Source organism: Phycicoccus duodecadis (assembly GCF_002846495.1).
In the GTDB taxonomy this organism is placed as follows: Bacteria; Actinomycetota; Actinomycetes; order Actinomycetales; family Dermatophilaceae; genus Phycicoccus; species Phycicoccus duodecadis.
The window spans coordinates 2,423,533-2,447,568 of sequence record NZ_PJNE01000001.1; the positions used below are offsets into that span (position 1 = coordinate 2,423,533).

At 74.5% G+C, this 24,036-nt stretch carries 20 protein-coding genes, 1 tRNA gene and 1 pseudogene; 3 read left to right on the plus strand and 19 right to left on the minus strand.

From position 1 onward, the window contains the following. Positions 1-17: 17 nt before the first annotated feature. The 4 genes and pseudogenes from ATL31_RS11325 to ATL31_RS11340 all read right to left on the minus strand — a co-directional run bounded on the left by ATL31_RS11325 (position 18) and on the right by ATL31_RS11340 (position 7,460). Positions 18-2,050 (minus strand): annotated as a pseudogene (locus tag ATL31_RS11325) (oxidoreductase). A gap of 37 nt (positions 2,051-2,087) precedes the next feature. After that, positions 2,088-2,564 (minus strand): DnaJ family domain-containing protein, encoded by a 477-nt coding sequence (locus ATL31_RS11330; protein ID WP_245862341.1) that lies wholly within the window; start codon positions 2,562-2,564, stop codon positions 2,088-2,090. Positions 2,565-2,622: 58 nt separating this feature from the next. Then, complete coding sequence (locus tag ATL31_RS11335) at positions 2,623-5,853, minus strand: Ig-like domain-containing protein (protein WP_158239843.1); 3,231 nt, start codon at positions 5,851-5,853, stop codon at positions 2,623-2,625. Positions 5,854-6,083: 230 nt separating this feature from the next. Beyond that, positions 6,084-7,460 (minus strand): cystathionine beta-synthase, encoded by a 1,377-nt coding sequence (locus ATL31_RS11340; RefSeq protein ID WP_101395861.1) that lies wholly within the window; start codon positions 7,458-7,460, stop codon positions 6,084-6,086. A 136-nt stretch (positions 7,461-7,596) separates the two neighbouring features. On the opposite strand from ATL31_RS11340, the gene ATL31_RS11345 reads away from it, so the two are divergent. Beyond that, on the plus strand, positions 7,597-8,664 hold the full coding sequence (locus ATL31_RS11345) for an SGNH/GDSL hydrolase family protein (protein WP_101395862.1): 1,068 nt from the start codon (positions 7,597-7,599) through the stop codon (positions 8,662-8,664). Positions 8,665-8,710: 46 nt separating this feature from the next. Here ATL31_RS11345 and ATL31_RS11350 read toward each other — a convergent pair whose 3' ends face one another. Next, the gene (locus ATL31_RS11350; RefSeq protein ID WP_101395863.1) at positions 8,711-9,103 is read right to left on the minus strand and encodes a RidA family protein; all 393 of its coding nucleotides are present in this window, start codon (positions 9,101-9,103) and stop codon (positions 8,711-8,713) included. A gap of 206 nt (positions 9,104-9,309) precedes the next feature. Here ATL31_RS11350 and ATL31_RS11355 point away from each other — a divergent pair, with 206 nt between their 5' ends. Beyond that, a complete protein-coding gene (locus ATL31_RS11355) occupies positions 9,310-10,533 on the plus strand; it encodes an acetyl-CoA C-acetyltransferase (protein WP_101395864.1) in 1,224 nt (407 codons plus the stop codon). A 33-nt stretch (positions 10,534-10,566) separates the two neighbouring features. On the opposite strand, the gene ATL31_RS11360 is transcribed toward ATL31_RS11355, so the two are convergent. From ATL31_RS11360 to eno, 10 genes are all read right to left on the minus strand, one after another. After that, positions 10,567-10,917, minus strand: coding sequence for a hypothetical protein (locus ATL31_RS11360; protein WP_101395865.1), 351 nt, complete (start codon positions 10,915-10,917; stop codon positions 10,567-10,569). Beyond that, positions 10,914-11,777, minus strand: coding sequence for a Bax inhibitor-1/YccA family protein (locus tag ATL31_RS11365; protein ID WP_101395866.1), 864 nt, complete (start codon positions 11,775-11,777; stop codon positions 10,914-10,916). Before ATL31_RS11365 ends, ATL31_RS11360 begins: the two co-directional genes overlap by 4 nt. Positions 11,778-11,882: 105 nt before the next feature. Continuing rightward, complete coding sequence (locus tag ATL31_RS11370; RefSeq protein WP_158239844.1) at positions 11,883-14,000, minus strand: PAS domain S-box protein; 2,118 nt, start codon at positions 13,998-14,000, stop codon at positions 11,883-11,885. Positions 14,001-14,270: 270 nt separating this feature from the next. Next, positions 14,271-14,345 (minus strand) — tRNA-Leu (locus ATL31_RS11375). Positions 14,346-14,379: 34 nt separating this feature from the next. After that, entirely contained in the window at positions 14,380-15,357 is a 978-nt protein-coding gene (locus tag ATL31_RS11380) for a hypothetical protein (protein WP_101395868.1), read from the minus strand. Further along, a complete protein-coding gene (locus ATL31_RS11385; RefSeq protein ID WP_101397550.1) occupies positions 15,354-15,686 on the minus strand; it encodes a PadR family transcriptional regulator in 333 nt (110 codons plus the stop codon). The genes ATL31_RS11380 and ATL31_RS11385 overlap by 4 nt, the downstream gene beginning before the upstream one ends. 125 nt (positions 15,687-15,811) lie before the next feature. Next, positions 15,812-16,765, minus strand: coding sequence for a Ppx/GppA phosphatase family protein (locus ATL31_RS11390; protein ID WP_101395869.1), 954 nt, complete (start codon positions 16,763-16,765; stop codon positions 15,812-15,814). Next, the gene (locus ATL31_RS11395; protein ID WP_101395870.1) at positions 16,762-17,313 is read right to left on the minus strand and encodes a DUF501 domain-containing protein; all 552 of its coding nucleotides are present in this window, start codon (positions 17,311-17,313) and stop codon (positions 16,762-16,764) included. Before ATL31_RS11395 ends, ATL31_RS11390 begins: the two co-directional genes overlap by 4 nt. Continuing rightward, positions 17,310-17,750, minus strand: a complete 441-nt coding sequence (locus ATL31_RS11400; RefSeq protein ID WP_143598381.1) for an FtsB family cell division protein — start codon at positions 17,748-17,750, stop codon at positions 17,310-17,312. Before ATL31_RS11400 ends, ATL31_RS11395 begins: the two co-directional genes overlap by 4 nt. 221 nt (positions 17,751-17,971) lie before the next feature. Beyond that, complete coding sequence (gene eno, locus ATL31_RS11405; protein ID WP_101395872.1) at positions 17,972-19,264, minus strand: phosphopyruvate hydratase; 1,293 nt, start codon at positions 19,262-19,264, stop codon at positions 17,972-17,974. Between the two features lie 178 nt (positions 19,265-19,442). Between eno and ATL31_RS11410 the strand changes: the two genes are divergently transcribed. Continuing rightward, entirely contained in the window at positions 19,443-20,357 is a 915-nt protein-coding gene (locus ATL31_RS11410; protein ID WP_101395873.1) for a type IV toxin-antitoxin system AbiEi family antitoxin domain-containing protein, read from the plus strand. A gap of 37 nt (positions 20,358-20,394) precedes the next feature. On the opposite strand, the gene ATL31_RS11415 is transcribed toward ATL31_RS11410, so the two are convergent. The 4 genes from ATL31_RS11415 to ATL31_RS16940 all read right to left on the minus strand — a co-directional run bounded on the left by ATL31_RS11415 (position 20,395) and on the right by ATL31_RS16940 (position 24,036). Next, the gene (locus tag ATL31_RS11415; RefSeq protein WP_101395874.1) at positions 20,395-21,327 is read right to left on the minus strand and encodes a pseudouridine-5'-phosphate glycosidase; all 933 of its coding nucleotides are present in this window, start codon (positions 21,325-21,327) and stop codon (positions 20,395-20,397) included. Beyond that, positions 21,324-22,487: a PfkB family carbohydrate kinase gene (locus tag ATL31_RS11420; protein WP_101395875.1), complete on the minus strand. Its 1,164-nt coding sequence runs from the start codon at positions 22,485-22,487 to the stop codon at positions 21,324-21,326. Before ATL31_RS11420 ends, ATL31_RS11415 begins: the two co-directional genes overlap by 4 nt. 62 nt (positions 22,488-22,549) lie before the next feature. Then, positions 22,550-23,506: a MazG family protein gene (locus ATL31_RS16935; RefSeq protein ID WP_245862344.1), complete on the minus strand. Its 957-nt coding sequence runs from the start codon at positions 23,504-23,506 to the stop codon at positions 22,550-22,552. Continuing rightward, positions 23,503-24,036, minus strand: coding sequence for a hypothetical protein (locus ATL31_RS16940; RefSeq protein WP_245862347.1), 534 nt, complete (start codon positions 24,034-24,036; stop codon positions 23,503-23,505). Before ATL31_RS16940 ends, ATL31_RS16935 begins: the two co-directional genes overlap by 4 nt.

The following is a 24,036-nucleotide window of genomic DNA, read 5'->3' on the forward strand; positions in this document are numbered from 1 at the left end:
GCACACCCGGCGGCCGGTCAGATGGCGGCCGCCACCTCGGTGCCCTGCCGGATGGCGGTCTTCGCGTCGAGCTCGGCCGCGACGTCGGCGCCGCCCACCACGTGCACCCGGATGCCGCGCTCGGCCAGGGGCTCGGCCAGGCCGCGCACCGACTCCTGCCCGGCGCAGACGACGACGGTGTCGCACGCCACGGTGCGCCGCTCGCCGGCGTCGCTCCCCAGCCGCACGTGCAGGCCGTCGTCGTCGATGCGCTCGTAGGCGTGCACCCCGGTCACCTGCTCGACGCCCCTGGCGCGCAACGAGGCCCGGTGCACCCACCCCGTGGTCTTCCCCAACCCCTTGCCGATCGCCGTCGTCTTGCGCTGGAGCAGCACGACCTCGCGTGGGCTGGGCTCGACCGCCACCGGCACGAGGCCCCCGCGGGTCCTGGCGGGGTCGCCCACACCCCACTCGCGACGCCATGCGTCGACGTCCTGCGGCCCGAGCCGGTCGGCGGTCAGGAACTCGCAGACGTCGACGCCCACCCCACCGGCCCCGATGACGGCGACGCGCGTGCCGGCCACCCGCTCGCCACGCACCAGCTGGTCGTAGGTCATCACCATCGGGTGCTCGATGCCCGGGATGTCGGGCAGCCGCGGCGTCACACCCGTCGCCACCACCACGTCGTCGACCCCCGCCGCCGCGAGCGCGTCGGCGTCGGCCCACGTCGAGAGCCGCACCGTCACGCCCAGCACCTCGAGCCGGCGGGTGAAGTACCGGATGGTCTCGGCGAACTCCTCCTTGCCGGGGATGCGCATCGCGATGTCGAACTGGCCGCCGAGGTGGTCGCGCCCCTCGAGCAGCTCGACGTCGTGGCCGCGCTCGGCCAGGGTGACGGCCGCCGCCATCCCGGCCGGCCCGCCACCGATGACGCTGACCCGTCGCCGGTGCGGTGCCCGGCCGATGACGAGCTCGGTCTCGCGGCCGGCCCGGGGGTTCAGCAGGCACGAGGCGCGCTGCTTGACGAAGGTGTGGTCGAGGCAGGCCTGGTTGCAGGCGATGCAGGTGTTGATCTCGTCGTCGCGCCCGGCCGCGGCCTTCGCCACGAACTCGGGGTCTGCCAGCAGCGGGCGCGCCAGCGCGACGAGGTCGGCGCCCCCGGCCAGCACCTCCTCGGCGACGTCGGGGGTGTTGATGCGGTTGGTGGCGCAGACCGGGATCGAGACGTGCTCCTTGAGCCGCGCCGCGTACCCGGCGAAGGCCGCCCGCGGCACCGACGTGACGATGGTCGGCACCCGCGCCTCGTGCCAGCCGATGCCCAGGCTGAGGATGCTGGCCCCGTTGGCCTCCACGTCCCGCGCGAGGGTCGTCACCTCATCCCAGGTCTGCCCGTCCTCGACCAGGTCGACCGCCGAGATCCGGTACACCAGAAGGAAGTCCGGGCCGACGGCCCGGCGCACCGCCCGCACGACCTCGACCGCGAAGCGGCGCCGGTTCTCGGGGGCGCCGCCCCAGCGGTCGGTGCGCCGGTTGGTGCGCGGGGCCAGGAACTGGTTGATGAGGTAGCCCTCGGAGCCCATGACCTCGACGCCGTCGTACCCCGCCTCCTGCGCCAGCCGGGCGGCCCGGGCGAAGGCCGCGACCTGCCGGTGCACGCCGCGGTCGCTCAGCGCGTGGGGGGTGAAGCGGCTGATGGGGCTGCGCATCGCCGAGGGGGCGACGCACCACGGGGTGTAGGCGTAGCGGCCGGCGTGCAGCAGCTGCAGCGCCACCAGGCCGCCGGCCTCGTGGACGGCGTCGGTGACGATGCGGTGGCGCGCCACCTCGCCGCGACGGCTCAGCTTCGAGGCACCGGGGTACAGGGTGCCCGTCAGGTTGGGCGCGAAGCCCCCGGTGACGATGAGGCCGGCGCCCCCGCGGGCCCGTTGGCCAGGTAGGCGGCCAGCTGCGGGAAGTCGCGCGCCCGGTCCTCCATCCCGGTGTGCATCGAGCCCATGACGACGCGGTTGCGCAGCGTGACGTGGCCGAGGTCGAGCGGGGCGAGCAGGCGGGGGTGGGGGTGGGGGTCCATCAGGCCTTCCGGGTCGGTGCCGGGCCACCCGGGCGGGTCAGCGGCGACGGCGCCACCAGCGGCGGCCCGACCGAGCCTCCCCCGGCGTCACCGGCGGGTCAACCTCGGGGGGCTGTGAGGCTGCTCGCAGGTCGTGCCATCGCTGCACCATCGCGTCGACGTCGACGGTCGGGGCGATGATCTGCGGCATGCCACGGTCGGGGAGGCGCAGCCGGTCACGCCTGGCCCGCCGGTTGTAGTCGTCGAGCACCGCCCGCACCGACTTTTCGGTGCGCAGCTCGGCCAGTGACGCGGGGAAGCCGGCGGCCTCCTTGCGCAGGGCCACCCCGGGCGGCAGGGCGGCGGTGAAGTCGAGCTGTTCGCGCTCGGCCAACCGCCGGACCCACCACAGCGGGTCGTCGACGTCGCCGAGGTCGAGCGGCTTGCCGGTGCCCGGCAGGTCGTCGAACTCCCCGCGCTCCTGCGCCTCACGGATGACCCGCTCGACGGGGGACTCGTAACGCGCCGGCTCCACCCCGACAGTGTGCCCCGCCGAGGCCGGCGCGGCACCCATGCCCCGGCAAACGGAGCCACTACTGGCTGTAGGTCAGCGAGGAGGGATGGGCGGTGTCGAGGGGCATCCACACGTCCGTGTGGTTGAAGGCGAGGCGGACCTTGATCGTGTGCCCCGCCGGCACCGTGGTGTCGGCGCTGCCGACCGTCACCGTGTGCTCCTCCCACGTCGTCGTGGTGCTCCACTTCGACACGTGGACGTTCACCGTGGAGGCGATGAGCGAGCACGTCGAGGGTGCGGTGCAGTCGTAGACCCACGAGGCGTAGTCGAGGTCCTTGCCGGCCTGGTTCTTCAGCGACGTCCAGAGGTCCATCGTGAGGGGACCGTTCATCGTCAGCCCGCCGGACGGGACGGCGTAGCCCCACTCCTGGTACTTCAGCGGGTCGGTCTCGGTGGGCTTCATGTCGCTGGGCTTGATCGTGAGGCCGGGGTTGCCGTCGGCGTCGTAGTCACCGATCCCGTTGCCCGGGGGGGCGGTCGAGAGCGCGCCCGTCGAGAGCGTGTCCACCGGCTGCAGGTACAGGTCCATGACCGAGCTCGGGAGGAGCGTCACCGTGATCGTCAACGTGCCGCTGGACGTGCCTCCCTGGCCGTCGGACACCGTGTACCCGACCACCTCGGTCGCCGGCGCCAGGCCCGTGTAGGTGAAGGATCCGTCGGGGTTGATGTCGACGACGAGACTGTCGTCCCCGGTCACCGTCAGCGGGTCGCCGTCGACGTCGCTGTCGTTGGCGAGGACACCGTCCGAGGCGGTGGTCGAGAGGGTCTGACCCACGGTCACCGCGAAGGCGTCCGGACCCGAGACCGGCGCGTCGTTGACGGGGGTTACCGTCACGGTCATGGTGCCGGTGGCCGTCCCGCCGTTGCCGTCGCTGATGTCGTAGCTCAGGGTCTCGGCGCCGGCGAAGTCCGGGTCCGGCGTGTAGGCCCACACCCCCGGAGAGGTCTCGCCGAGCGTGCCATGCACGGCCCCCGAGACCGCCGTGACGGTCAGCAGGTCGCCCTCGACATCCACGTCGTTCGACACCAGGTCGAGGGTCGACGCCGCGGCGTCCTCCAACACCGTGAGGGCGTCGGCGTTGGCCACCGGCGCGTCGTTGACGGGGGCCACGGTCACGGCCACGGTGCCCGAGGCCGTCCCGCCGTTGCCGTCGCTGATGTCGTAGCTCAGGCTCTCGGTCCCGTTCCAGTCCGGGTCCGGCGTGTAGGCCCACACCCCCGGAGAGGCCTCGCCGAGCGTGCCATGCACGGCCCCCGAGACCACCGTGACGGTCAGCGGGTCCCCGTCGACATCCACGTCGTTCGACACCAGGTCGAGGGTCGACGCCGCGGCGTCCTCCAACACCGTGAGGGCGTCGGCGTTGGCCACCGGCGCGTCGTTGACGGGGGCCACGGTCACGGCCACGGTGCCCGCGGCCGTCCCGCCGTTGCCGTCGCTGATGTCGTAGCTCAGGGTCTCGGCGCCGGCGAAGTCCGGCTGCGGGGTGTAGGTGAAGACACCGGCAGTCGGCTCCGCGACCGTGCCGTGCGCGGCCCCCGTCACGGCGGTGACGGTCAACGTGTCGTCCTCGGCGTCGGTGTCGTTGGCGAGCAGCCCGGACAGGGTGGTGGTGCCGGAGTCCTCGGCCAGGGAGACGGCGTCCGGGGTCGCCACGGGCGCGTCGTCGACGGCGATGACCTCGACCGTGACCTGTGCCGTACGCAGCCGCGCCAGGCTGTCGCGCACGGTGTAGCCGAAGCGCTCGGTGCCGTTGACGTCGGGATCGGGGGTGTAGACGACGCGGCCGCCGACGACCGCGGCCGAGCCGCGGGCCGGGTCGCTGACCGCGACGACCTCGACGGGCCCATCGACGATGTCGTTGGCGAGCAGGTCGAAGGTGTGCGGGGTGTCCTCGAGGGTGGAGCCCGTGTCGTCCGCCAGGACGAACAGGCCGGGGGCAGGCGACGGCGTCACAGTCGGTGGAATCGTCGGCTGGGGCGCCGCCACGGAGGGCGAGGCCGGTGGCGTGACGGGCGACGGGCCGGGCTCGGCGGGACCCGTCCGCTGCGGCGCGGTCGGGCGGGTGGCCCTCGGCGCCGGGGTCGGGGTCGGGGTCGGGGTCCCGCGGGTCGGGCTCGGCGCCGCCACCGCCGGCGTGGGGTGGGCCGTCGTCAGGGGCTCGGCACTCGCGATGCCAGGCGCGAGGTTCAGCCCGACGATCGCGGCGGCCGCACCGACGGCCCCGGCGGCCACTCCCAACACCTGCCCGAGGATGGGGCCCGGACGCACCATGAGGATCTGGGCCAGCCACGCCAGCGGCCCGATCGAACGGCGCAGGCCGCCGAGGGAGATGTTGAGGAAGGCCCGCACGATGTCCGGGTCGAAGTGGCTGCCGGCGCAGGCCGTGAGCTCCGCGCGAGCCGCCAGTGCCGTCATCGGGCGCTTGTAGGGACGCGATGCCGTCATGACCTCGTAGCTGTCGGCGACTGCGACGATTCGCGCGCCGTAGCTGATCTCCCGGCCGGCGAGGGCGTGCGGGTAGCCACTGCCGTCGTACTTCTCGTGGTGCTGCTCGATGGCGAGCCACCAGGGGCCCAGCCACTCCCGGAGCGGCTCACAGATCTCCGCGCCGTGGTGCGGGTGGCTGTGCAGGACCTCCCACTCGTCGGCGGTGGGAGCGGCCGGCTTGTTGAGGATGGAGTGCGGGACCTTGAGCTTGCCGATGTCGTGGACCAGGGCCGCCCACATGAGCTTGCCCTTGTCCTCGTTGCTCAGCCTGAGCTCGTCCGCGAGCATCGTGACGAACAGCTGGGTGCGCTCGGAGTGGCCGCGGGTCCGCGCGTCGTAGTCACCGAGAGCACCGACGAGCGCGAGGATCGTCTCCGCAGCCTCCTGGCGGTCCGACGCCATGCCCGCCCGGGCCAGCTCCGCCGCGATGGCCCGGCTGCCGGACACCTTCCGGGCGACCTTGAGCCGCGAGGGTGCCCGGTCGGGGAAGAGGATCGAGAGCCGCATGAGGGTTGCCAACGGGAGGACCCGGCGGGTCACGCGGTCGGCGGCGTAGACGGCCACGGTCGACGAGCTGAGTACCGCGGCCCACCAGAGGACCAGCGTGCTCGTGGAACTGGGGACCGGCATGAGCGCGCCGACCAGGATGCCGACCCCGATCGAGACCACGAGTGGAAGGGCGAAGGCCAGGGCCCTGAGGGCGGCGGCGCGCACGGGGTGGGGCTGCCACTGGCGGCTGTCCGTCTTCTGCGCGCGGGTCACGCTTCTACCTCTCACGTCGGGCGGGCACCGCGCACCCCTGCCACGGCGTCGCCCAACCTCGCACTCGGCGTGACGACGCATCCGGCACTCCGCCCGGGAACCAGCCGAACGACGGAGGTCGGCCCTCCCCTGACCGGCTCATCCAGGCGGAGAAGGGTTCGCCTGGTCACGTGATCGGGCGCCCCGCCGTCGAGGCCGGCGGGACCCGTGGCCGATCGGCGCTGCTGTCGTCAGTCGCTGAGGAAGGACAGCAGGTCGGCGCGGGTGAGCACGCCCACCGGGTTGCCGTCCTCGACGACCAGCACGGCGTCGGAGGCCTCGAGCTCGTGCCGCGCGGTGGCCACCGGCTCTCCGGCCCCGACGAGCGGCAGGCCGGGGCCCATGTGCTTCTCGACCGGGTCGGCCAGGTGGGCGGCCCCGGTGAAGAGCGCCTCGAGCAGCTCACGCTCGGAGACCGAGCCCGCGACCTCGCCCGAGACCACCGGCGGCTCGGCCTTGACGACCGGCATCTGCGAGACGCCGTACTCGCGCAGGATCTCGATGGCGTCGCGCAGGGTCTCGTTGGGGTGGGTGTGGACCAGCGCGGGGAGGTCGCCGGCCTTGGCGTGCAGGACGTCGCCGACGGTGCGGCCGCCCTCGACGCGCATGAAGCCGTAGGAGGCCATCCAGTCGTCGTTGAAGATCTTCGAGAGGTAGCCGCGCCCGGAGTCGGGCAGCAGCACGACCACGACCGCGTCGTGGGGCAGCTCGCGGGCCACCCGCAGCGCGGCGACCACGGCCATCCCGCAGGAGCCCCCGACGAGCAGGCCCTCCTCGCGGGCCAGGCGCCGGGTCATCTCGAAGGAGTCGGCGTCCGAGACGGCCTCGACCCGGTCGACCTGCGACGGGTCGTAGGCGCTGGGCCAGAAGTCCTCGCCGACGCCCTCGACCAGGTACGGGCGGCCCGAGCCGCCGCTGTAGACCGAGCCCTCGGGGTCGGCCGCCACGACCTGGACGCGGCCGCCCTCGCGGTCGGCGCTGACCTCGCGCAGGTAGCGGCCGGCGCCGCTGATGGTGCCGCCGGTGCCGGCGCCGGTGACGAAGTGGGTGAGCCGGCCGTCGGTGTCGCGCCAGATCTCGGGCCCGGTGCTCTCGTAGTGCGAGAGGGGGCCGTTGGGGTTGGAGTACTGGTCGGGCTTCCAGGCCTTCGGGGTCTCGCGCACCAGCCGGTCCGAGACCGAGTAGTAGGAGTCGGGGTGGTCGGGGGCGACCGCGGTGGGGCAGACGACGACCTCGGCCCCGTAGGCGCGCAGCACGTTGCGCTTGTCCTCGGAGACCTTGTCGGGGCAGACGAAGATGCAGGTGTAGCCCTTGCGCTGGGCGACCAGGGCAAGCCCGACGCCGGTGTTGCCCGAGGTCGGCTCGACGATGACACCGCCCGGCTGGAGCTCGCCGGAGGCCTCGGCGGCCTCGATCATCTTCAGCGCGATGCGGTCCTTCACCGACCCGCCCGGGTTGAGGTACTCCACCTTGGCCAGGACGGTGGCCCCGATGCCCTCGGTGACGGAGCTGAGCTTGACGAGCGGGGTGTCCCCGACGAGGTCTGCGATGTGGTCGGCGTACTTCACGCCCCGCATCCTGTCACGCCGCTGCCGGGGGCCGGTCGCTCCGGCGAGCCCTCCCCCTCCTGCCGGGTCCGTCCGCGGGCGTCACCGGCCGGGGCTACCGTGGGAGGCCGGAGCAGCACGAGGAGGCGCAGCAGGGATGGGACGGGCTCGACGCGCGCGCAGGATCGCCGCCACGGCCGCGTACGGGGGTGGCGGCGTGGCCGCCGCGGGGGCGGCCATCGGCGCCCTCGGCTACGGCGTCATCAAGGCCGAGGCCGCCCTGGCCCGGCGGCTCATCGGCACGCCCTTCGACGACTCCCCCGACGACAACGGGGTCTACGGGGCGGGGCGGGGCACCCCGTACGAGGTGGTCGTCCTCGGGGACTCGTCGGCGGCCGGGATGGGCGTCGACCACGCGCACGAGACGGTGGGCGCCATCGTCGCCAGCGGCGTCGCGGCCCTCACGGGGCGCCCGGTGCGCCTCACCAACCGGGCGGTGGTGGGCGCCGAGTCCAGCGACCTCGAGCGCCAGCTGGCCAACGCCCTCGAGGAGGTGCTGAGCCCCGACGTCGTCCTGGTCATGATCGGCGCCAACGACGTCACCCACCGCATCGACCGCTCCGCCGCGGTGCGCCACCTCGAGCAGACCGTGCGCCGCATCCGTGCCCTCGGCAGCGAGGTCGTCGTCGGCACCTGCCCCGACCTCGGCACCATCCAGCCCATCCAGCAGCCGCTGCGGGCCCTCATGCAGCGCTGGTCGCGCGACCTCGCCGCCGCCCAGACGGTGGCCGTGGTCGAGGCCGGCGGTCGCACCGTCTCGCTCGGCGACCTGATCGGCCCCGAGTTCGCCGCCGCCCCGCACGAGATGTTCAGCAAGGACCGCTTCCACCCGTCGGCCACCGGCTACGCCCGGGCCGCGGCCGCGCTGCTGCCCAGCGTGTGCGCCGCCCTGGGCGTCTGGGGCGCCGACACCGGCGACCGCGCTCCCGAGCCGCGCCGCGGTGAGCGGGTCGGGCCGGTCGCCGTCGCCGCCGGGCAGGCCGTGCGTGAGGCCGGCACCGAGGTCTCCCCCACCGAGGTCGCCGGGCAGTCGCGCGGCCCCCGGGGCCGGTGGGCGGTGCTGCTGCGCCGCCGTCCCGACGTGGTGCCCCCCGCGGCCGGTCCGGCCGCGGCGCCGGCCGCGGGCCGGTCGGTCGTCGACGACCCCGGGGCCGCCACGCGCTGACGCCCGGCGCTCCTCGTCCGCTGCCCGGCGGGGTCGCCTCCCCGGGTCAGCCCTCGGGGACGACCGCGTCCACCTCGATCTCGACGAGCCAGCGCGGGTCGAGCAGGCCAGCGACGAGCACCATCGTGCTCGCCGGCCGGATGTCGCCGAAGATCTCGCCGTGCACCGCCGAGACCGCGTCGACGACATCGAGGTCGGTGATGTAGTGCCGCGTGCGGATGACGTCCCCGGGGGCCCCGCCGAGCTCGGCGAGCGCGCCCAGGGCGATCTCCCAGCAGCGCCGGGCCTGCTCACCGGCATCCGTGGGGACGTGCCCACCCGGTCCGATCGGTGCCGTCCCGGAGACGGCGACCTGTTGGCCGACGCGGACCGCGCGAGCGAACCCGACCGACCCCTCGTACGGCGACCCTGACGATGCCCGGCTGCGCGTGGTGTCCATGAGGCCATCCTGTCCCTCGCGCCCCCGCGGCACGAGCCTCTCGGCAGCCCCGGGCTGCCACCTGCCCAGGAGACGGAGGCCACGGCCCCGCGAGGTTCCCTCGGGCGCGCCGAGCGCCTAGTCTTGCAGACCCGTGGTGAGCGCTTGCTTACCCGCGCTCGGGCCGGCCCGCCGGCTGCCCGACGACCACCGCCAGGAGGACTCCCGTGACCGAGGCCGTCATCGTCGCCACCGCCCGTACGCCCATCGGGCGCGCGTTCAAGGGCTCGCTCAAGGACATCCGCCCCGACGACCTGTCGGTGCAGGTCGTCCACGGCCTGCTCGAGCAGCTGCCCGGGCTCGACCCGCAGACCATCGACGACCTCTACTGGGGCTGCGCCGAGCCGAGCTTCAAGCACGGCTCGAACATGGCGCGGGTCATCGCCGTCCTGGCGGGGCTCGACCGGCTGCCGGCCGCCACCGTCAACCGCTTCTGCGCGTCGTCGACCCAGACCATGCGGATGGCCTTCCACGCCATCAAGGCCGGCGAGGGCGACACCTTCGTGGTCGGCGGCGTCGAGTGCGTCAGCCAGTACGAGAGCTTCACCGGGGCCGGCGGCAGCACGGGCGACGCCCAGAACCCGGCGTTCGCCGAGGCCGCCGCCCGGACGGCCGAGACCGCCCGCACCAACGCCGCGTGGCACGACCCGCGCGAGGACGGCCTGCTCCCCGACGTGTACATCGCGATGGGCCAGACGGCCGAGAACGTCGCGACGTCGCGCGGCATCTCGCGGCAGCGCCAGGACGAGTGGGGCGTCACCAGCCAGAACCGGGCCGAGGCCGCCATCGCGAGCGGCTTCTTCGAGCGCGAGATCCTGCCGGTCACGGTGCCCGACGGCTCGGTCGTGAGCCGCGACGACGGCCCGCGCGCGGGGGTCACCCTCGAGGGCGTCAGCGGGCTGAACCCGGTGTTCCGCGCGGGCGGCACCGTCACCGCCGGCAACTGCTGCCCGCTCAACGACGGCGCGTCCGGCGTGGTCGTCATGAGCGACACGCGCGCGGCCGGGCTCGGCCTCACCCCCCTGGCGCGCATCGTGTCCACCGGGGTCTCGGGCCTCTCGCCCGAGATCATGGGTCTCGGCCCGGTCGAGGCCTCGCGCCAGGCGCTCGAGCGCGCCGGCCTGACGATCGCCGACCTGGACCTCTACGAGATCAACGAGGCGTTCGCCTCCCAGGTGCTGGCCTCGGCGGACGACCTCGGGATGGACCCCGAGAAGCTGAACGCCCACGGCGGCGCCATCGCCCTCGGCCACCCCTTCGGCTCCACCGGCACCCGCATCATGACGACTCTGCTCAACGGGCTGCGCGAGCGTGACGGCCGCTACGGCCTCGAGACGATGTGCGTCGGCGGTGGCCAGGGCATGGCCATCATCGTCGAGCGCCTGTCCTGACCCGACGCCCCCGGGCGCGCGCGTCCTCCCGGCTCAGGGGAGGGCGCGGCGCAGCCCGGTGAGGGCGTCCGCGACGCCATCCCCGTGGCCGCTCGCGTAGGCGTCCCAGACGACCACGGCGAGCTGGTCGCTCAGCACGGCCGGGCCGAGGTCGGGCAGGGCGGCGGCGGCGGAACGACCGGCGATGGCCTCCACGGCCTCCCGGAGCGCGGGCGCGGCCGTCGCGGCCTCCCGGGCCGGCAGCTCGGACCAGCGACGGCGGATGCGCTCGAGCTCGGTGCGCGCGACCGGCGGCAGCACGTCGACGCCCCGCGAGGGCAGCGACGACGACGCCGGGGCGGCTGCGGCCACCCCGGCGTCGTCGTGCGTCGAGCCGTGGGTCACGAGCGGAGACGGCCCAGGAGTCGCAGGAACTCGAGGTAGAGCCACACCAGGGTGACGACGAGGCCGTGGGCCAGGAGCCACGAGTACTTCTGCGGCGCACCGGTGGCGATGGCGCGGTCGATGGCGTCGAAGTCGAGCGCCAGGGTGAAGGCCGCGAGCCCGACGGCGAAGAGCGAGATGCCGACACCGAGGGCGGTCGAGCCGCCGATGCCGAACGCGGTGTTCGTGACGATCGCGAAGACGAAGTTCACCACGGCGAAGATCGCGTAGCCGATGAGGGCCATCGTCATGATCTTGCGGAACCGGGCGGTGACCTTGATCAGGCCGGTCTTGTAGGCGATGAGCATCCCGGCGAAGGTGGCCACGGTGGCCAGCACGGCCTGCGGGACGATGCCCTGGAACGAGACGGTGTCGACGCCGGGACCGTCGAAGCGGAGCGCGTAGAACTGGCTGATGGCGCCGACGAAGACACCCTCGACCGCGGCGTAGAGCACGATGAGCGGCACGCTGAGGGTCTTCTTGAACGCGATGACCAGCCCGAGGACCAGCATGAGGATGCCGCCGCCGGCCCAGAGCGCGAAGCCGATGCCCGGGTTCGACGCCGCGAGGCCCCAGCCGATGCCGCCCGTGACGAGGACGATGGCGAAGAGCGCCAGCGTCTTCATGATGACGTCGTCCATGGTGACGGCGCGGTCACCGGCGTTGCGCACCGGCGAGGGCGCGCTGTACATGTCCTGGAGCTGCTGGGCGCTGAGCTGCTCGCCCGGGCCGCTGGTGGGGGCGGAACCGCCGCGGAAGCCCGCGTAGCCGTTGCGTGCGTCCTGCTCGATCCGGTTGAAGGCCGGGTTACTGCTGGCCATCGTTCCTCCGTGCTCGTCGTGACGGTGTCGATCACCGTCGTCTCCACCAGAGTAGACGTCGGGAACGGCCGCTGAGTTCCCGCTGAGAACCGGTGGGCCCTGCGGTCAGGCCGGCGGCGGGTTGCCCCCGGAGAGGCGCATCACGCTGCGGGCCAGCGCCGCCGAACGGCGCTCGGCGCGCTCGCGCTCGACCACCCGCCCGAGCTGGGTCCCGAGCTGGCGCATCACCAGGTCGGACTCGACGTCGAACGGACGCGGCGAGGTGCTGAAGAACTCCAGGACCCCCACGCGTTCGCTGCCGACGAGGACCGGCACGCCGCTGCCGGACACCAGACCCGCGGCGCTGCCGACGGGGGCGCGGCCGGTGGCGGGCATGACGGTCAGGTCGCTGACCCAGACGGTACGCCCCTGCTCGAGGACGGCGGCGGGCAGCGGCAGGTCGATCGGGCTGATGGCGTCGGTGGCGGCGATGAAGGCCGCGAACCGGTGCGGGTCGAGGTCGTGCGCCACGTGCCAGGCGTGGTGGCGCAACGTCCCGGACTCGTCGTCGAGCAGGTACACGTGGGCCAGCTGCCAGGCGCCGTGCTCGCAGACCGCCAACAGGGCGGTGTCGAGGGCCCCGCCGATCGAGGTGGCCGAGTTGGCGGCGGTGGCGATGGTGCCGACGGTGGCCAGGGTGCGGGCGCGCCGCTCGAGGGCCAGCTGGGCCGTGCGGCGCTCGCTGACGTCCTGGAGCACGAGGCCGATGCCGCGCATCCGCCCCTGGTCGTCGCGCAGGGCGGTGAGCACCACGGCGGCCCAGAAGCGTTCGCCGTCCCGGCGCACGAACCAGCCCTCCTCGCGCGCGGAGCCGCGGGTCAGCGCCAGCTGGAGGAGGCGGTCGGCACGGCCGAACTCGGGGGCGTCGTCGGGGAAGAACACCTCGTAGGACATCCCGAGCACGGCGCTCTCGGCGTGCCGCAGGATGCGCGCGGCCCCCTCGTTCCACGAGGCGACCCGCCCCTCGGCGTCGAGGTTGAGGATGGCGTAGTCCTTGACCTGGCTGACCAGCCGGTCGAGGCTGGCCTCCCGCTCGCGGACCTCGGCCTGGAGCCGGCGGGTCTCGGTCACGTCGCGGAAGCTCCAGACCCGGCCCACGGGGTGGCCGTCGATGCGCTGGGGCAGCGAGTAGCGCTCGAGCTCGCGACCGTCGCGGGTGCGCAGCTCGTCGACGCTGGTCTCCTCGGGGTTGCCGGCCAGGTGCTGCACGGCGGCGAGGAAGGCGGCGGGGTCCTCGAGCCGGTCGAGGATCGCCCCCGTGACCGCGGCGGTGTCGCCCGCGGCCAGCACGGCGGGGTCGAGATCCCACATCCGCGCGAAGCGGGTGTTGTGGCCGACGACCCGGTCGTGGCGGTCGACCACGAGGATGCCGTCGACGGTCGACTCGAGAGTGGCCGCCAGCTGCGCGGTCATCAGCTCGGCCCGCTCGCGCTCGGCCAGGCGGGTGGCGGCCAGCGAAACCAGCCCCACGGCCCACTCGGGAACGGCCCGGTCGTCGGCCGGCGGGACGACGCCGGGCGCGTAGTGCAGCGTGACGCGGCCGGTGGCCTCGGAGTCGGGGAGGGGCGTGTCGGCCGACAGCGTCGCGCCGAGGCGGGGCACACTGTCGGCGTCCGAGCGGAGCGCCACGAGGCGGGCGTCCCCGACCTCGACCACGCACGCGACCGCCGAGGCGGACTCCACGCAGGCTTCGGGCAGACCGACCAGGACCTCGCGCAGCGGGGTGCGGCCGGTGAGCCCCTCGACGACGCGGGCCTGAGCCGCCATCATCCGCTCGGCCCGACGCTGGCTGGTGATGTCGACGAGGTAGCCGTCCATGACCGGCCTGCCGGCGGCGTCGAGGCCGATGACGGCGTCGTCGAGCAGCCAGACGACGCGACCGTCGGGGCGGATGACCCGGTAGTCGGTGCGTGCCCGGGTGTCGGGCTCGAGGACGACCTCGCTGCCGATCAGGGCCTCCCGGTCGTCGGGGTGCAGGAGCGAGTTCCACAGCGTCGGGTCCTCGAGGATGGCGGTCGGCGAGACACCCAGGACCTCGTGGATGGCAGGGCTCACGTGCAACCAGCGGCCGACCGGCCCGGGCTCGGCGACGTAGACGGCGATGCTCAGGCGATGGGTCAACGACGACGCGACGGCGCCCGGCCGGCTCGCCCAGTCGTCGAAAGGTCCCTCTGCTCCGTACACGGCCATCCGTCCTCGTGAGGTGCCTGCCCTCGGACGGTAGCGGCGGGGCCGGGCAGCCCGGGGGCGAATGGGCGTTCCGGGCCCGGTGGGAGGCGGATCAGCAACGAACGGACCGCTCGGGGTAGCCGTTCGGATGCCCCCGACGGGAACCGTCGCCCTCACTCCGTTCGGGCTCCTCCCGACTCCCCGCGGGAGCGCTACGCGCCCCCGACGGGAACCGTCGCCCTCACTCCGTTCGGGCTCCTCCCGACTCCCCGCGGGAGCGCTACGCGCCCCCGACGGGAGTCGAACCCGCACCTGTGGCGCTTTTAAGGCGCCTGCCTCTGCCGGTTGGGCCACGGGGGCGCGCCCACGGTAGCGCGACCCCGTGCCCGTCGCGTCAGCCGCCCGGGGGCGTCGGGGTCGGGGTGGGCGACGCCGTGCCGGTCGCCGACGCCGAGGGGGATGACGACGGCGTGACCGCCAGCGGGGTCAGGCTCAGCGGCGGGACCCATCCGTAGCCGGGGTCGGCCCACGGGTCGCGGTCACCGATGACGAGCGGGAAGACGTCGTTGCGCACGTCGGGAGTGCCGTCGGGCCGGTAGGGCAGCTCCTCGGGCGAGCCCGAGGTCGTCGTGGGGTCGACGAACACCCCGCGCCCGTCGGGGGTCAGGATGCGCGCGCCCTCCACCCGCTGCCCCTGCGCGTCGTAGACGTAGAGGTTGGACACCGGCGCACCGTCGAGCGACAGACCGGCCGGCGGCTGGTACGAGACATCCTCGGCACCAACGCCGTTCGCATCCAGCACCGACACGGCTGCCGGGAGGAGCAGCACGACCGCCAGCACGTTGGCGGCCCGCAGCGCCCCGAGCGCCGCGCCGGACGGCGCACGGGAGGCGAGCCGGCGACCCCACCAGAACGAGAGGGCCGCACCGAGCAACGGTAGGACCAGCACGTGCCCGGTGCCGAGCACGGCGGCCACCGCCCAGCCCAGCACCCAGCCGCGGGCGAGCCACCAGACGGGCCGCAGGTCGCGCAGCCAGGGCCACTGCTCCAGGCGCAGCGTCGTCTCGCGGCGTGCGTCGTCGACCGAGCGGGCCCAGAACCCGTGCGACGCCGGCCCCGCCTCCGGCACCGCGCGGGGCGGGAGACCGGCCGCGGCCCGCAGCTCGGCGGCGTAGGCCTCGGGGTCGCCCAGCAGCTCGCCGAGCCGGCCGCCGTTCTCGGCCGCCCGCTCGGCCAGGTCGGCCTCCATCCCGAGCGTCAGGTCCTCGACCTCCTCGGCCGGCAGGTCGGCCAGCCAGGCGCGCACGGCCCCGATGTAGGCGCGCACGTCCTCGGCGCGCGGGTCGGCGAGCGGCATCGTCGGGGTGCTCACGAGGCCACCCCCGCCCCGGTCAGCAGCCCGTCCATGGTGGCGACGAAGCCACCCCATGTCTTCGCCTGGGTCTCGAGCACGTGACGTCCCTCCGGGTTGATGCCGTAGTACTTGCGGTGCGGTCCCTCGTCGGAGGGCACGACGTACGACGTCAGCGCCCCCGCGGCGTACAGCCGGCGCAGCGTGCCGTAGACCGACGCGTCGCCGACCTCCTCGAGGCCCGCCTCGCGCAACCGCCGCACGATGTCGTAGCCGTAGCCGTCCTCCCGCGCAACCACGGCGAGCACCGCCAGGTCGAGCACGCCCTTGACCAGCTGGGTGTCGTCCATCGCCACCTCCCTTTCCTGTGGATGGCACAGTACTCCGCACACCGCGGTACCGCGCAGAGGACGACACCGCGTGTCATCGGGAGGCGGCTGGGTCGCTCGGACTCGTGGCCCGGGTCGGCGAGGCGTCAGCGGGCGGCGACCGACAGCGCGATGCCGTCGAGGATGTCGTGCTCGCTGGTGACGACGCGCGCGCCGGGTGAGCGCAGGGCCACGCGCCCCAGCACCTCGTGCCAGACCAGCGCGCCGGCCCCGATGACGTCGACCCGGCCGGGGTGCATGTACGGGAGCGCGCCGCGGTCGGCCCGCGCCATCCCCAGTAGCCCGCGGCACGCGGTGCGGTGCTCGGCCAGGGGCAGCTCGGCCAGGTGCACGGCCTCGGGGTCGTAGCGGTCGAGGGCGAGCAGGTGCGCGGTGACGGTGGTGATCGACCCGGCCAGCCCGACCACGGCCGACAGCCCGGCGAGGTCGACGACCTCCTCGGCGGTGTCGAGGGCGGCCGCGACGTCGGCGCGCGCGGCCACGACCTCGTCGTCGGTGGGCGGGTCACCGGCCAGGTGCCGCTCGGTGAGGCGTACGCAGCCGATGTCGATCGAGCGCCCCGCCTCGACGGCGTCGGTCCCCCGGACCAGCTCGGTGGAGCCGCCGCCGAGGTCGACGACGAGGTACGGGCCGGGGATGCCGAGCCGCCGCAGGTCTCCGGTGGCGCCGGTGAACGACAGCCGCGCCTCGACGTCGCCCGCGACAACCTCCGGCGCGACGTCGAGGTCGCCGAACGCCTCGCGGACCCCGGCCACGAACTCGTCGGCGTTGCGGGCATCGCGCGAGGCCGAGGTGGCGACGAAGCGCACGTCGCGCACGCCGCGCTCGCGGCACTGGGCGGCGTACTCGCGGGAGCGGGCGAGGGTGCGCTCCATCGCGTCGGGGGCGATGACGCCCGTGCGGTCGATGCCCTGACCGAGCCGCACGACCTCGGTGCGCCGCACGACGTCGGTGAGGAGCCCGTCGTCGCCGACGTCGGCGATGAGCAGGCGGATGGAGTTGGTGCCGCAGTCGACGGCCGCCACCCGGCGCCCCGTCATCGGCCGTCGGGCGAGGCGTCGCCCGCGCGTTCGGCGGCCGTGACCGCGGCGCACGGATGGCGCTCCCACCAGGGGCCCAGCATCGCGAGGGCCTCGTCGCCCAGCGGGTTGACCCCCGGCCCGGCGGAGAGCGAGTGGGCCACGAGCACGTGGAGGCACTTGACGCGCGTCGGCATCCCCCCGGCCGAGACCCCGGCGACCTCGGGGACGTCGCCGAGCTCGGCCCGGCGCGTCAGGTAGTCGGCGTGCGCGGCCCGGTAGGCGGCCCGCAGCTCGGGGTCGGCGTCGAGACGCTCGCTCATTTCGCGCATCACGCCCCGGCTCTCGAGCGTGGAGACCGCTCCCGTCAGCCGGGGACAGGTGGCGTAGAACGAGGTCGGGAACGGGGTGCCGTCGGGCAATCGCGGCTCGGTACGGACGACATCGGGCTCACCGCACGGGCAACGGTGGCCCACCTCGGCCACGCCGCGGACCGGGCGGCCGAGCTGGCGCGTGACGGCATCGAGATCCGCGGCGGTGGGCGGGACGGGCGGAGCGGGCGGGGTCACCGGCGGGCTCCGGGGGCGTCGGCCGTGCGCACCGACTCCCAGACGGTGTCGTACCAGGGGCGCGGCGCGACCTTCTCGCGCGCGCCCGGACCGGCGATCTCGGGGGTCGTGGCGGTGGCCGGCGCCGGGTCGAGGACGGTGTACGAGCGCTCCCCCGGCCGCACGAACTTGAGCCGCTCCCGCGCCTGCTGCTCGACGTACGCCGGGTCGTTCCAGCGCTCACGCTCGGCGCGCAGCGCGGCGACGTCGGCCTCCTGCGAGGCGACCCGCTCGCGCAGCGCCGCGATCTGGGTGCGCTGGTGGAACCACGCCGCGACCGAGGACCCGAGTAGGACGGCGAGGAAGGCGAGGATCGAGACCAGCACGACACCGCGGCGCACCACCCGGTTGGTGGCAGCGCCGCCGACCCGGCGCCAGCCGGCCGGTGCTCGGCGCACGACCTTGGCCGTGGTGGGGCTCGAGGCGGCTGATCGGGCGGCCGCGGATGCCGCGGGCCGGGCACGCCCCGCGCCGGTGCCCCGCGGCGCGGAGCCCGAGCGCGCGGAGCCGGCGCGGCCGGACGCGGAGGTTCCGCGGGCGGCCGGGCGCGCGGCCGACCCGCGTCGCGCAGGTCGCGACGCGGGCCCGGTCGTGCGTCCGGCCATCGGTGCTCCGCCGGTCAGCCCTGGCGGCGCGCCGCGAAGCGCGGGAAGGCGCCGGCACCGGCGTACTCGGCGGCGTCGTCGAGCTCCTCCTCGATGCGCAGCAGCTGGTTGTACTTGGCGACGCGCTCGGACCGGGCCGGGGCGCCGGTCTTGATCTGGCCGCAGTTCGTCGCCACCGCGAGGTCGGCGATCGTGGTGTCCTCGGTCTCGCCGGAACGGTGGCTCATCATGCAGCGGTAGCCGTTGCGGTGCGCCAGGTCGACGGCGTCGAGGGTCTCGGTGAGCGAGCCGATCTGGTTGACCTTCACCAGGAGGGCGTTCGCCGTGCCCGACGCGATGCCACGGGCGAGGCGCTCGGGGTTGGTGACGAAGAGGTCGTCGCCGACGATCTGCACCTGGTCGCCGAGGCGGTCGGTCATGGCCTTCCAGCCGTCCCAGTCCTCCTCGTTGAGCGGGTCCTCGATGGAGACCAGCGGGTAGGACGCGACGAGGTCGGCGTAGTAGTCGACCATCTCCTCGGCGGTCTTGGTGCCGCCCTCGAAGGCGTACGAGCCGTCGGAGTAGAACTCGGAGGCGGCGACGTCGAGCGCCAGCGCGATCTGCTCGCCCGGGGTGTAACCGGCCTTCTCGATGGCCTCGAGGATGAGGTCGAGCGCGGCCCGGTTCGACTCCAGGTTCGGCGCGAAGCCGCCCTCGTCGCCGAGCCCGGTGGCCAGGCCCTTCTCCTTCAGCACGCCCTTCAGCGCGTGGTAGACCTCGGCGCCCCAGCGCAGGGCCTCGCGGAAGGTCTCGGCGCCGATGGGCGCGATCATGAACTCCTGGATGTCGACGTTGGAGTCGGCGTGGCTGCCGCCGTTGAGGATGTTCATCATCGGCACCGGCAGGACGTGCGCGTTGGGGCCGCCGACGTAGCGGAACAGGGGCAGGTCGGCCGAGTCGGCGGCGGCGCGCGCGACGGCCAGGCTCACGCCGAGGATGGCGTTGGCGCCGATCTTCTCCTTGTTGGCGCTGCCGTCGACGGCCAGCATCTCGGCGTCGACGAGGCGCTGCTCGCTGGCCTCGAAGCCGAGCAGCTTGGGGCCGAGCTCGTCGATGACGGCGTCGACGGCCTTCTCGACACCCTTGCCGAGGTAGCGGTTCTTGTCACCGTCGCGGCGCTCGACGGCCTCGAACGCGCCGGTGGAGGCGCCGCTCGGGACGGCCGCACGGGCCACGGTGCCGTCGTCGAGGGCGACCTCGACCTCGACGGTGGGGTTGCCGCGCGAGTCGAGGATCTCGCGCGCGCCTACTGCATCGATGCTGGCCACCAGGGACTCCTGTGGAGAGGGGATGGGGTTCGCCTCCGAGGGTAGCCGGGGTGGCGTACGTCACCCGCGAGCGACCCGCACCCCGGACGCCCCGGCCGGAGCCGGGTGCGGCGACCCGCGCGGGGGGCCTGTGGACAACTCCACGGCGCACGGGCCCGGAGTCGGCAGGCTGGATGCCGTGCTCCCCGACCTGCGACGACTCCTCGCGACCGGCCCCGGCGTCCTGGACACCGCCACCGCCCGGCGGGGCGGCCTGTCGCCGGACGACCTACGGTGCGCCGTCTCGGCCGGCGACCTGCGCCGCGTCCGACGCGGGCTCTACGCCGCCGCCCCGGTCTGGGACGCCGCGCCGCCGTGGGAGCGCTACCGGCTCACCGTCGTCGGGGTCATCGCCGCGCATCCCCGCTGGGTCGCCTCCCATCACGCCGCACTGGTCCTGCACGGGCTGCCGATGCACGGGGTCGACCTGACCACGGTCGACGTCGCCGGCACGGTGCGCACGACCAAGGTCCGCCGCGGCCTGCACGTCCACCGGCTCGCGGCCCACCACCAGCACTTGGTCACCGCGCATCCCCGGGCCCTGCCGCCGGCCGTGGCGTGCCTGCAGGTGGCGGCGCGCGACGGCGTCGAGGCCGGGGTCGTGGCCCTCGACGGCGCGCTGCACGAGCGGCGGTGCGGCACCGACGACCTGGTGGCCGCTCTCGCCCATCCCGGCCTGAAGCACGGGATCGCGCGCGCCCGCGCCGCGGTCGAGCGCGCCGACGGACGGGCCGAGTCGCCAGGCGAGTCACGGACGCGCCTGGTCCTCGAGGCGCTCGGGGTCGAGGTCCGCAGCCAGGTCGACGTCCACGACGCGGCCGGCTTCGTGGGCCGCGTGGACCGGCTCGTCGGCGGCCGGGTGGTGGTCGAGTTCGACGGGATGGTCAAGTACGGCGGCATCGAGGGCCCCTCCGAGCTCGCCCGCGAGAAGCGCCGCGAGGAACGGCTGCGCGACGCCGGATACCGCGTCGTGCGGGTCACCTGGGCCGAGCTGGCCGACCCGGCGGCCGTACTGGCCCGGGTGCGGGCGGCCCTGGCCGGCGCGGCCGCCTGAGCGCGCGAGCCGCCTCGAACGCGTCGAGGTGGCCCGGTCAGGCCAGTCCGGCGTACGCGACGGCGATGGCGGTGCCGACGACGGCGTTGTTGCGCACCAGCGCGAGGTTGGTCCGCAGCGAGCGCCCGTCCGACAGCTCGACCAGGCGGCCGAGCAGGTACGGCGTGATGTCCTTGCCGGTGATGCCGCGCTCGGCGCAGTCGGCCAGCGCGCGCGTGATCACGGCGTCGATGTCGGCACGCGGCATCTCGTCCTCGGCGGGAACCGGGTTCGCGATGGAGATGCCGCTGCCGAGCCCCAGCCCGAACGACGCCTGCATCAGCGCCGCCACCTCCTCCGGGGTGTCGAGGCGCATCGGCACCGGCAGGCCGCTGGAGCGCGAGAAGAACGACGGGAACTCGTCGGTGCCGTAGCCGACCACCGGCACACCGAGGGTCTCGAGCACCTCGAGGGTGCGACCGATGTCCAGGATCGACTTCACCCCGGCGGAGATGACGGCGACCTCGGTGCGCGAGAGCTCGGTGAGGTCGGCCGAGACGTCCATCGAGGTCTCGGCGCCCTGGTGCACGCCCCCCAGGCCGCCGGTGACGAAGACCCGGATGCCGGCCAGGGCAGCGATCCGCATGGTGCTCGCGACGGTGGTGGCGCCGTGGACCCCGGTGGCGACGACGTGCGGGAGGTCGCGCACGCTGACCTTGCGGATGGCGGTGTCGGCGCCGAACATCTCGAGCTCGTCGTCCGACAGGCCCACCGTGGGGCGGCCGTCGAGGATGGCGATGGTGGCCGGGACGGCGCCGTGGTCGCGCACGATCTGCTCGACCTCGCGCGCCATGCCGACGTTCTGCGGGTAGGGCATCCCGTGGCTGATGATCGTCGACTCCAGCGCCACGACGGGCCGGCCGTCGGCCAGTGCCTCGCGGACCTCGGGGGCGACGGCGAGCATCGGGTGCGGCGTGGTGGCGGTGGTCATCGGGAGGTCTCCTCGGTGGCGGGGTGGGTGGGGGTCAGGTGGGCCGCGACCAGGGCGGCGGTCAGGTCGGGGCGGACGGTGTCGGGCGAGGCACAGGTGAGGGCGGCCAGGACCTGGCCGGTGCGGGCGGCCTCGACGACACCCTCGCCACGCAGGACGGCGTGGACGTAGCCGGCCGTCATCGCGTCGCCGGCGCCGGTGACGTCGGCGACCTCGACCGCGGGCGCGGCGACCAGGACGACCCGGCGCGCGGCACCGTCGCCGTCGACGCCGGCGTCGACCGAGAGCAGACTGCCGCGGGTGCCACGGCGCACCCAGACGCGCTCGACGCCGCGCGCGTGCAGCACACCGGCCGCCCGCACGACGTCGTCGACGGCGTCGGCGACCGGGGCGCCGACGAGGGCCGCGAGCTCGTCGACGTTGGGCGTGACGGTGTGCAGCGGCACCGAGCCGTCGAGCGCCGGTGCGGCCTCGGTGGCCTTGGCGACGCTGACCGGCTCGAGGACCGCCGGCACCCCGGCCGCCGCCGCGGTCGTGAGCAGCCAGCGGATGACGTCGACGTGCAGGTTGCAGTCGACGATCAGAGCCCCGGCGCCGGCCAGCAGCGACGGCACGACGGCCAGGTCGCCCACGGTCAGCTCGTCGGTGGCACGCATGTCGGCGACGGCCAGGTGCAGGTCGCCGACGTGGTCGAGCAGCGCGGTGTAGGTGCCGGTCGGGTGCGGCGAGAGGATCACGTGGCGGCAGTCGACGCCCGCCTCGGAGGTGCGCCCGAGCACGGTGTCGGCCGCGGCATCACGCCCGACCGCGGCGACCAGCGCCGTGGGCGTGCCGAGCCGGGCCAGGTTCTCGGCGATGTTGCGCCCCACCCCCCCGACCGCCGAGGTGGCCGTGCCGGGGTTGCTGGTGGCCAGGACCGGCGGCGTGCTGGTGCGGACCTTCAGGTCGAGGACGGCTCCGCCGACGACGAGCACGGACCCGGCATCCGGCCGCACCAGGTAGCCGCGCCCCAGCAGCACGCCCTTGCGGGTGAGGTTCGACAGGTGCACCGACACGGCCGCGCGCGTCGAGCCGAGGCGCTCGGCCAGCCCCGCGGCATCCAGCAGGGGGTCGGCGCGCAGCAGGGCGACGATCGCGCGCTCCCGCTCGGTCAGGCTCATACTTGCAGATATTAAGCGACCTTGCAGTTACAAATCAAGACGACGTGGCGACCGGCGCTTGCTCAGGCGGTGGGGACGGCGCTACCGGCCACGTCCGCGACCGCCGCACGGACCCGCTCCTCGGCCTGGGCGAGCGCGGCCCGGGCCTCCTCGAGCTCGGCCAGGACCGCGGGCTGGGCCTCGAGGTCTCTCCGCCGCATCCGGGCCAGCACCTTGTCGGCGGCCAGTGCCGGCGGCAGGGTGGGCGGGATGCCGTGCAGCAGGTCCTGGGCGTAGGCGTCGCCCGCGCCCGCCTTCTCGAGGGCCTTGATCCGCTCCCACTCCTGCTCGACCTCGCCGGGCGTCGTGGCCTGGCCGTCGGCGAAGACGTGCGGATGCCGGCGCACCAGCTTCTCGACCAGCAGCCCGGCCACCGTGTCGACGTCGAAGGCGTCGCCCTCGGGAGCGTCCTCGGCCACCCGGGCGTGGAAGACGACCTGGAGCAGCACGTCGCCGAGCTCCTCGGCCAGCGCCCGTGGGTCACCGCCGTCGATGGCCTCGAGCACCTCGTGGGCCTCCTCGACCAGGTACGGGGCCAGCGAGGCGTGGGTCTGCTCGGCGTCCCAGGGGCAGCCGCCCGGCGAGCGCAGCCGGTCCATGGCGGCCACCACGTCGAGCAGCCGGCCGCCCTGGACGTCCCACGAGCCGACGACCAGCTCCACGTCGGGCGGGGACTCGAGCCGCGAGACCTCGGAGGCCACGGCGTCCGACAGCCCGGGGTCGGCGTCGGCCGAGCCCAGCCACACCACCGAGCCGAGCCCGGCGGCGTCCACCAACAGCCGGGCCAACGCCGCGGGCGGCAGGTCGCCCACCGCCTCGACGGCGACCCCGGCGTCGGCCAGGGCCTCGACCAGCGGCTCGTCGTCGGCGCGCGCGAGCAGCCGGCCGGCCCCGGAGACGGCCGACCAGGCGGCGGCCGACAGCAGCCCCGGCGCGACGCGGGGCGAGGTGACGAGGAGGCCGAGCCGGCCGGTGCTCACTGCCGGGGCGAGTAGGCGGTGACCCACGGCGGCGTCGCCGTGCCCACGGCCGCGGTGTCGGCGTCGAACACGCCGTAACGCGGGTTGACGGTGACCTTCTGCCGGCTGATCTGCTGGACGAGCTCGGTCTCGTCGGCGGCGGTGAACTTCTGGCTGGACGCGGCCTGGCTGAGGGCGTCGACGAAGCGGATGACCTCGATGGTGGCGTCGCTCGGGTCGGCGACCCCGCGGGTCTCGGCCTCCTTGGTGGCGACGCTCTGGGACGCCACCACCCCGTTCTCCTCGAAGAACGTGATGGCGGGACGAGCCCGGACCAGCGCGGTGAGGGCGCTCGACGGTGTGAACTTCTCCTGGAGGAGGGCCGGCTGCATCGAGTTGACCTCGGTCATGACCGCCCGGACCTCGTCCTCGGTGATGACCGTGCCGTCCACCGTCGCGGCGCGGTTGGTCTGGAGGGACCCGCAGCCGGAGGTGACGAGGGCGGCGCCGAGGGTGAGCACCGCGAGCACGCGGCGAACCGGGAGGGTCAC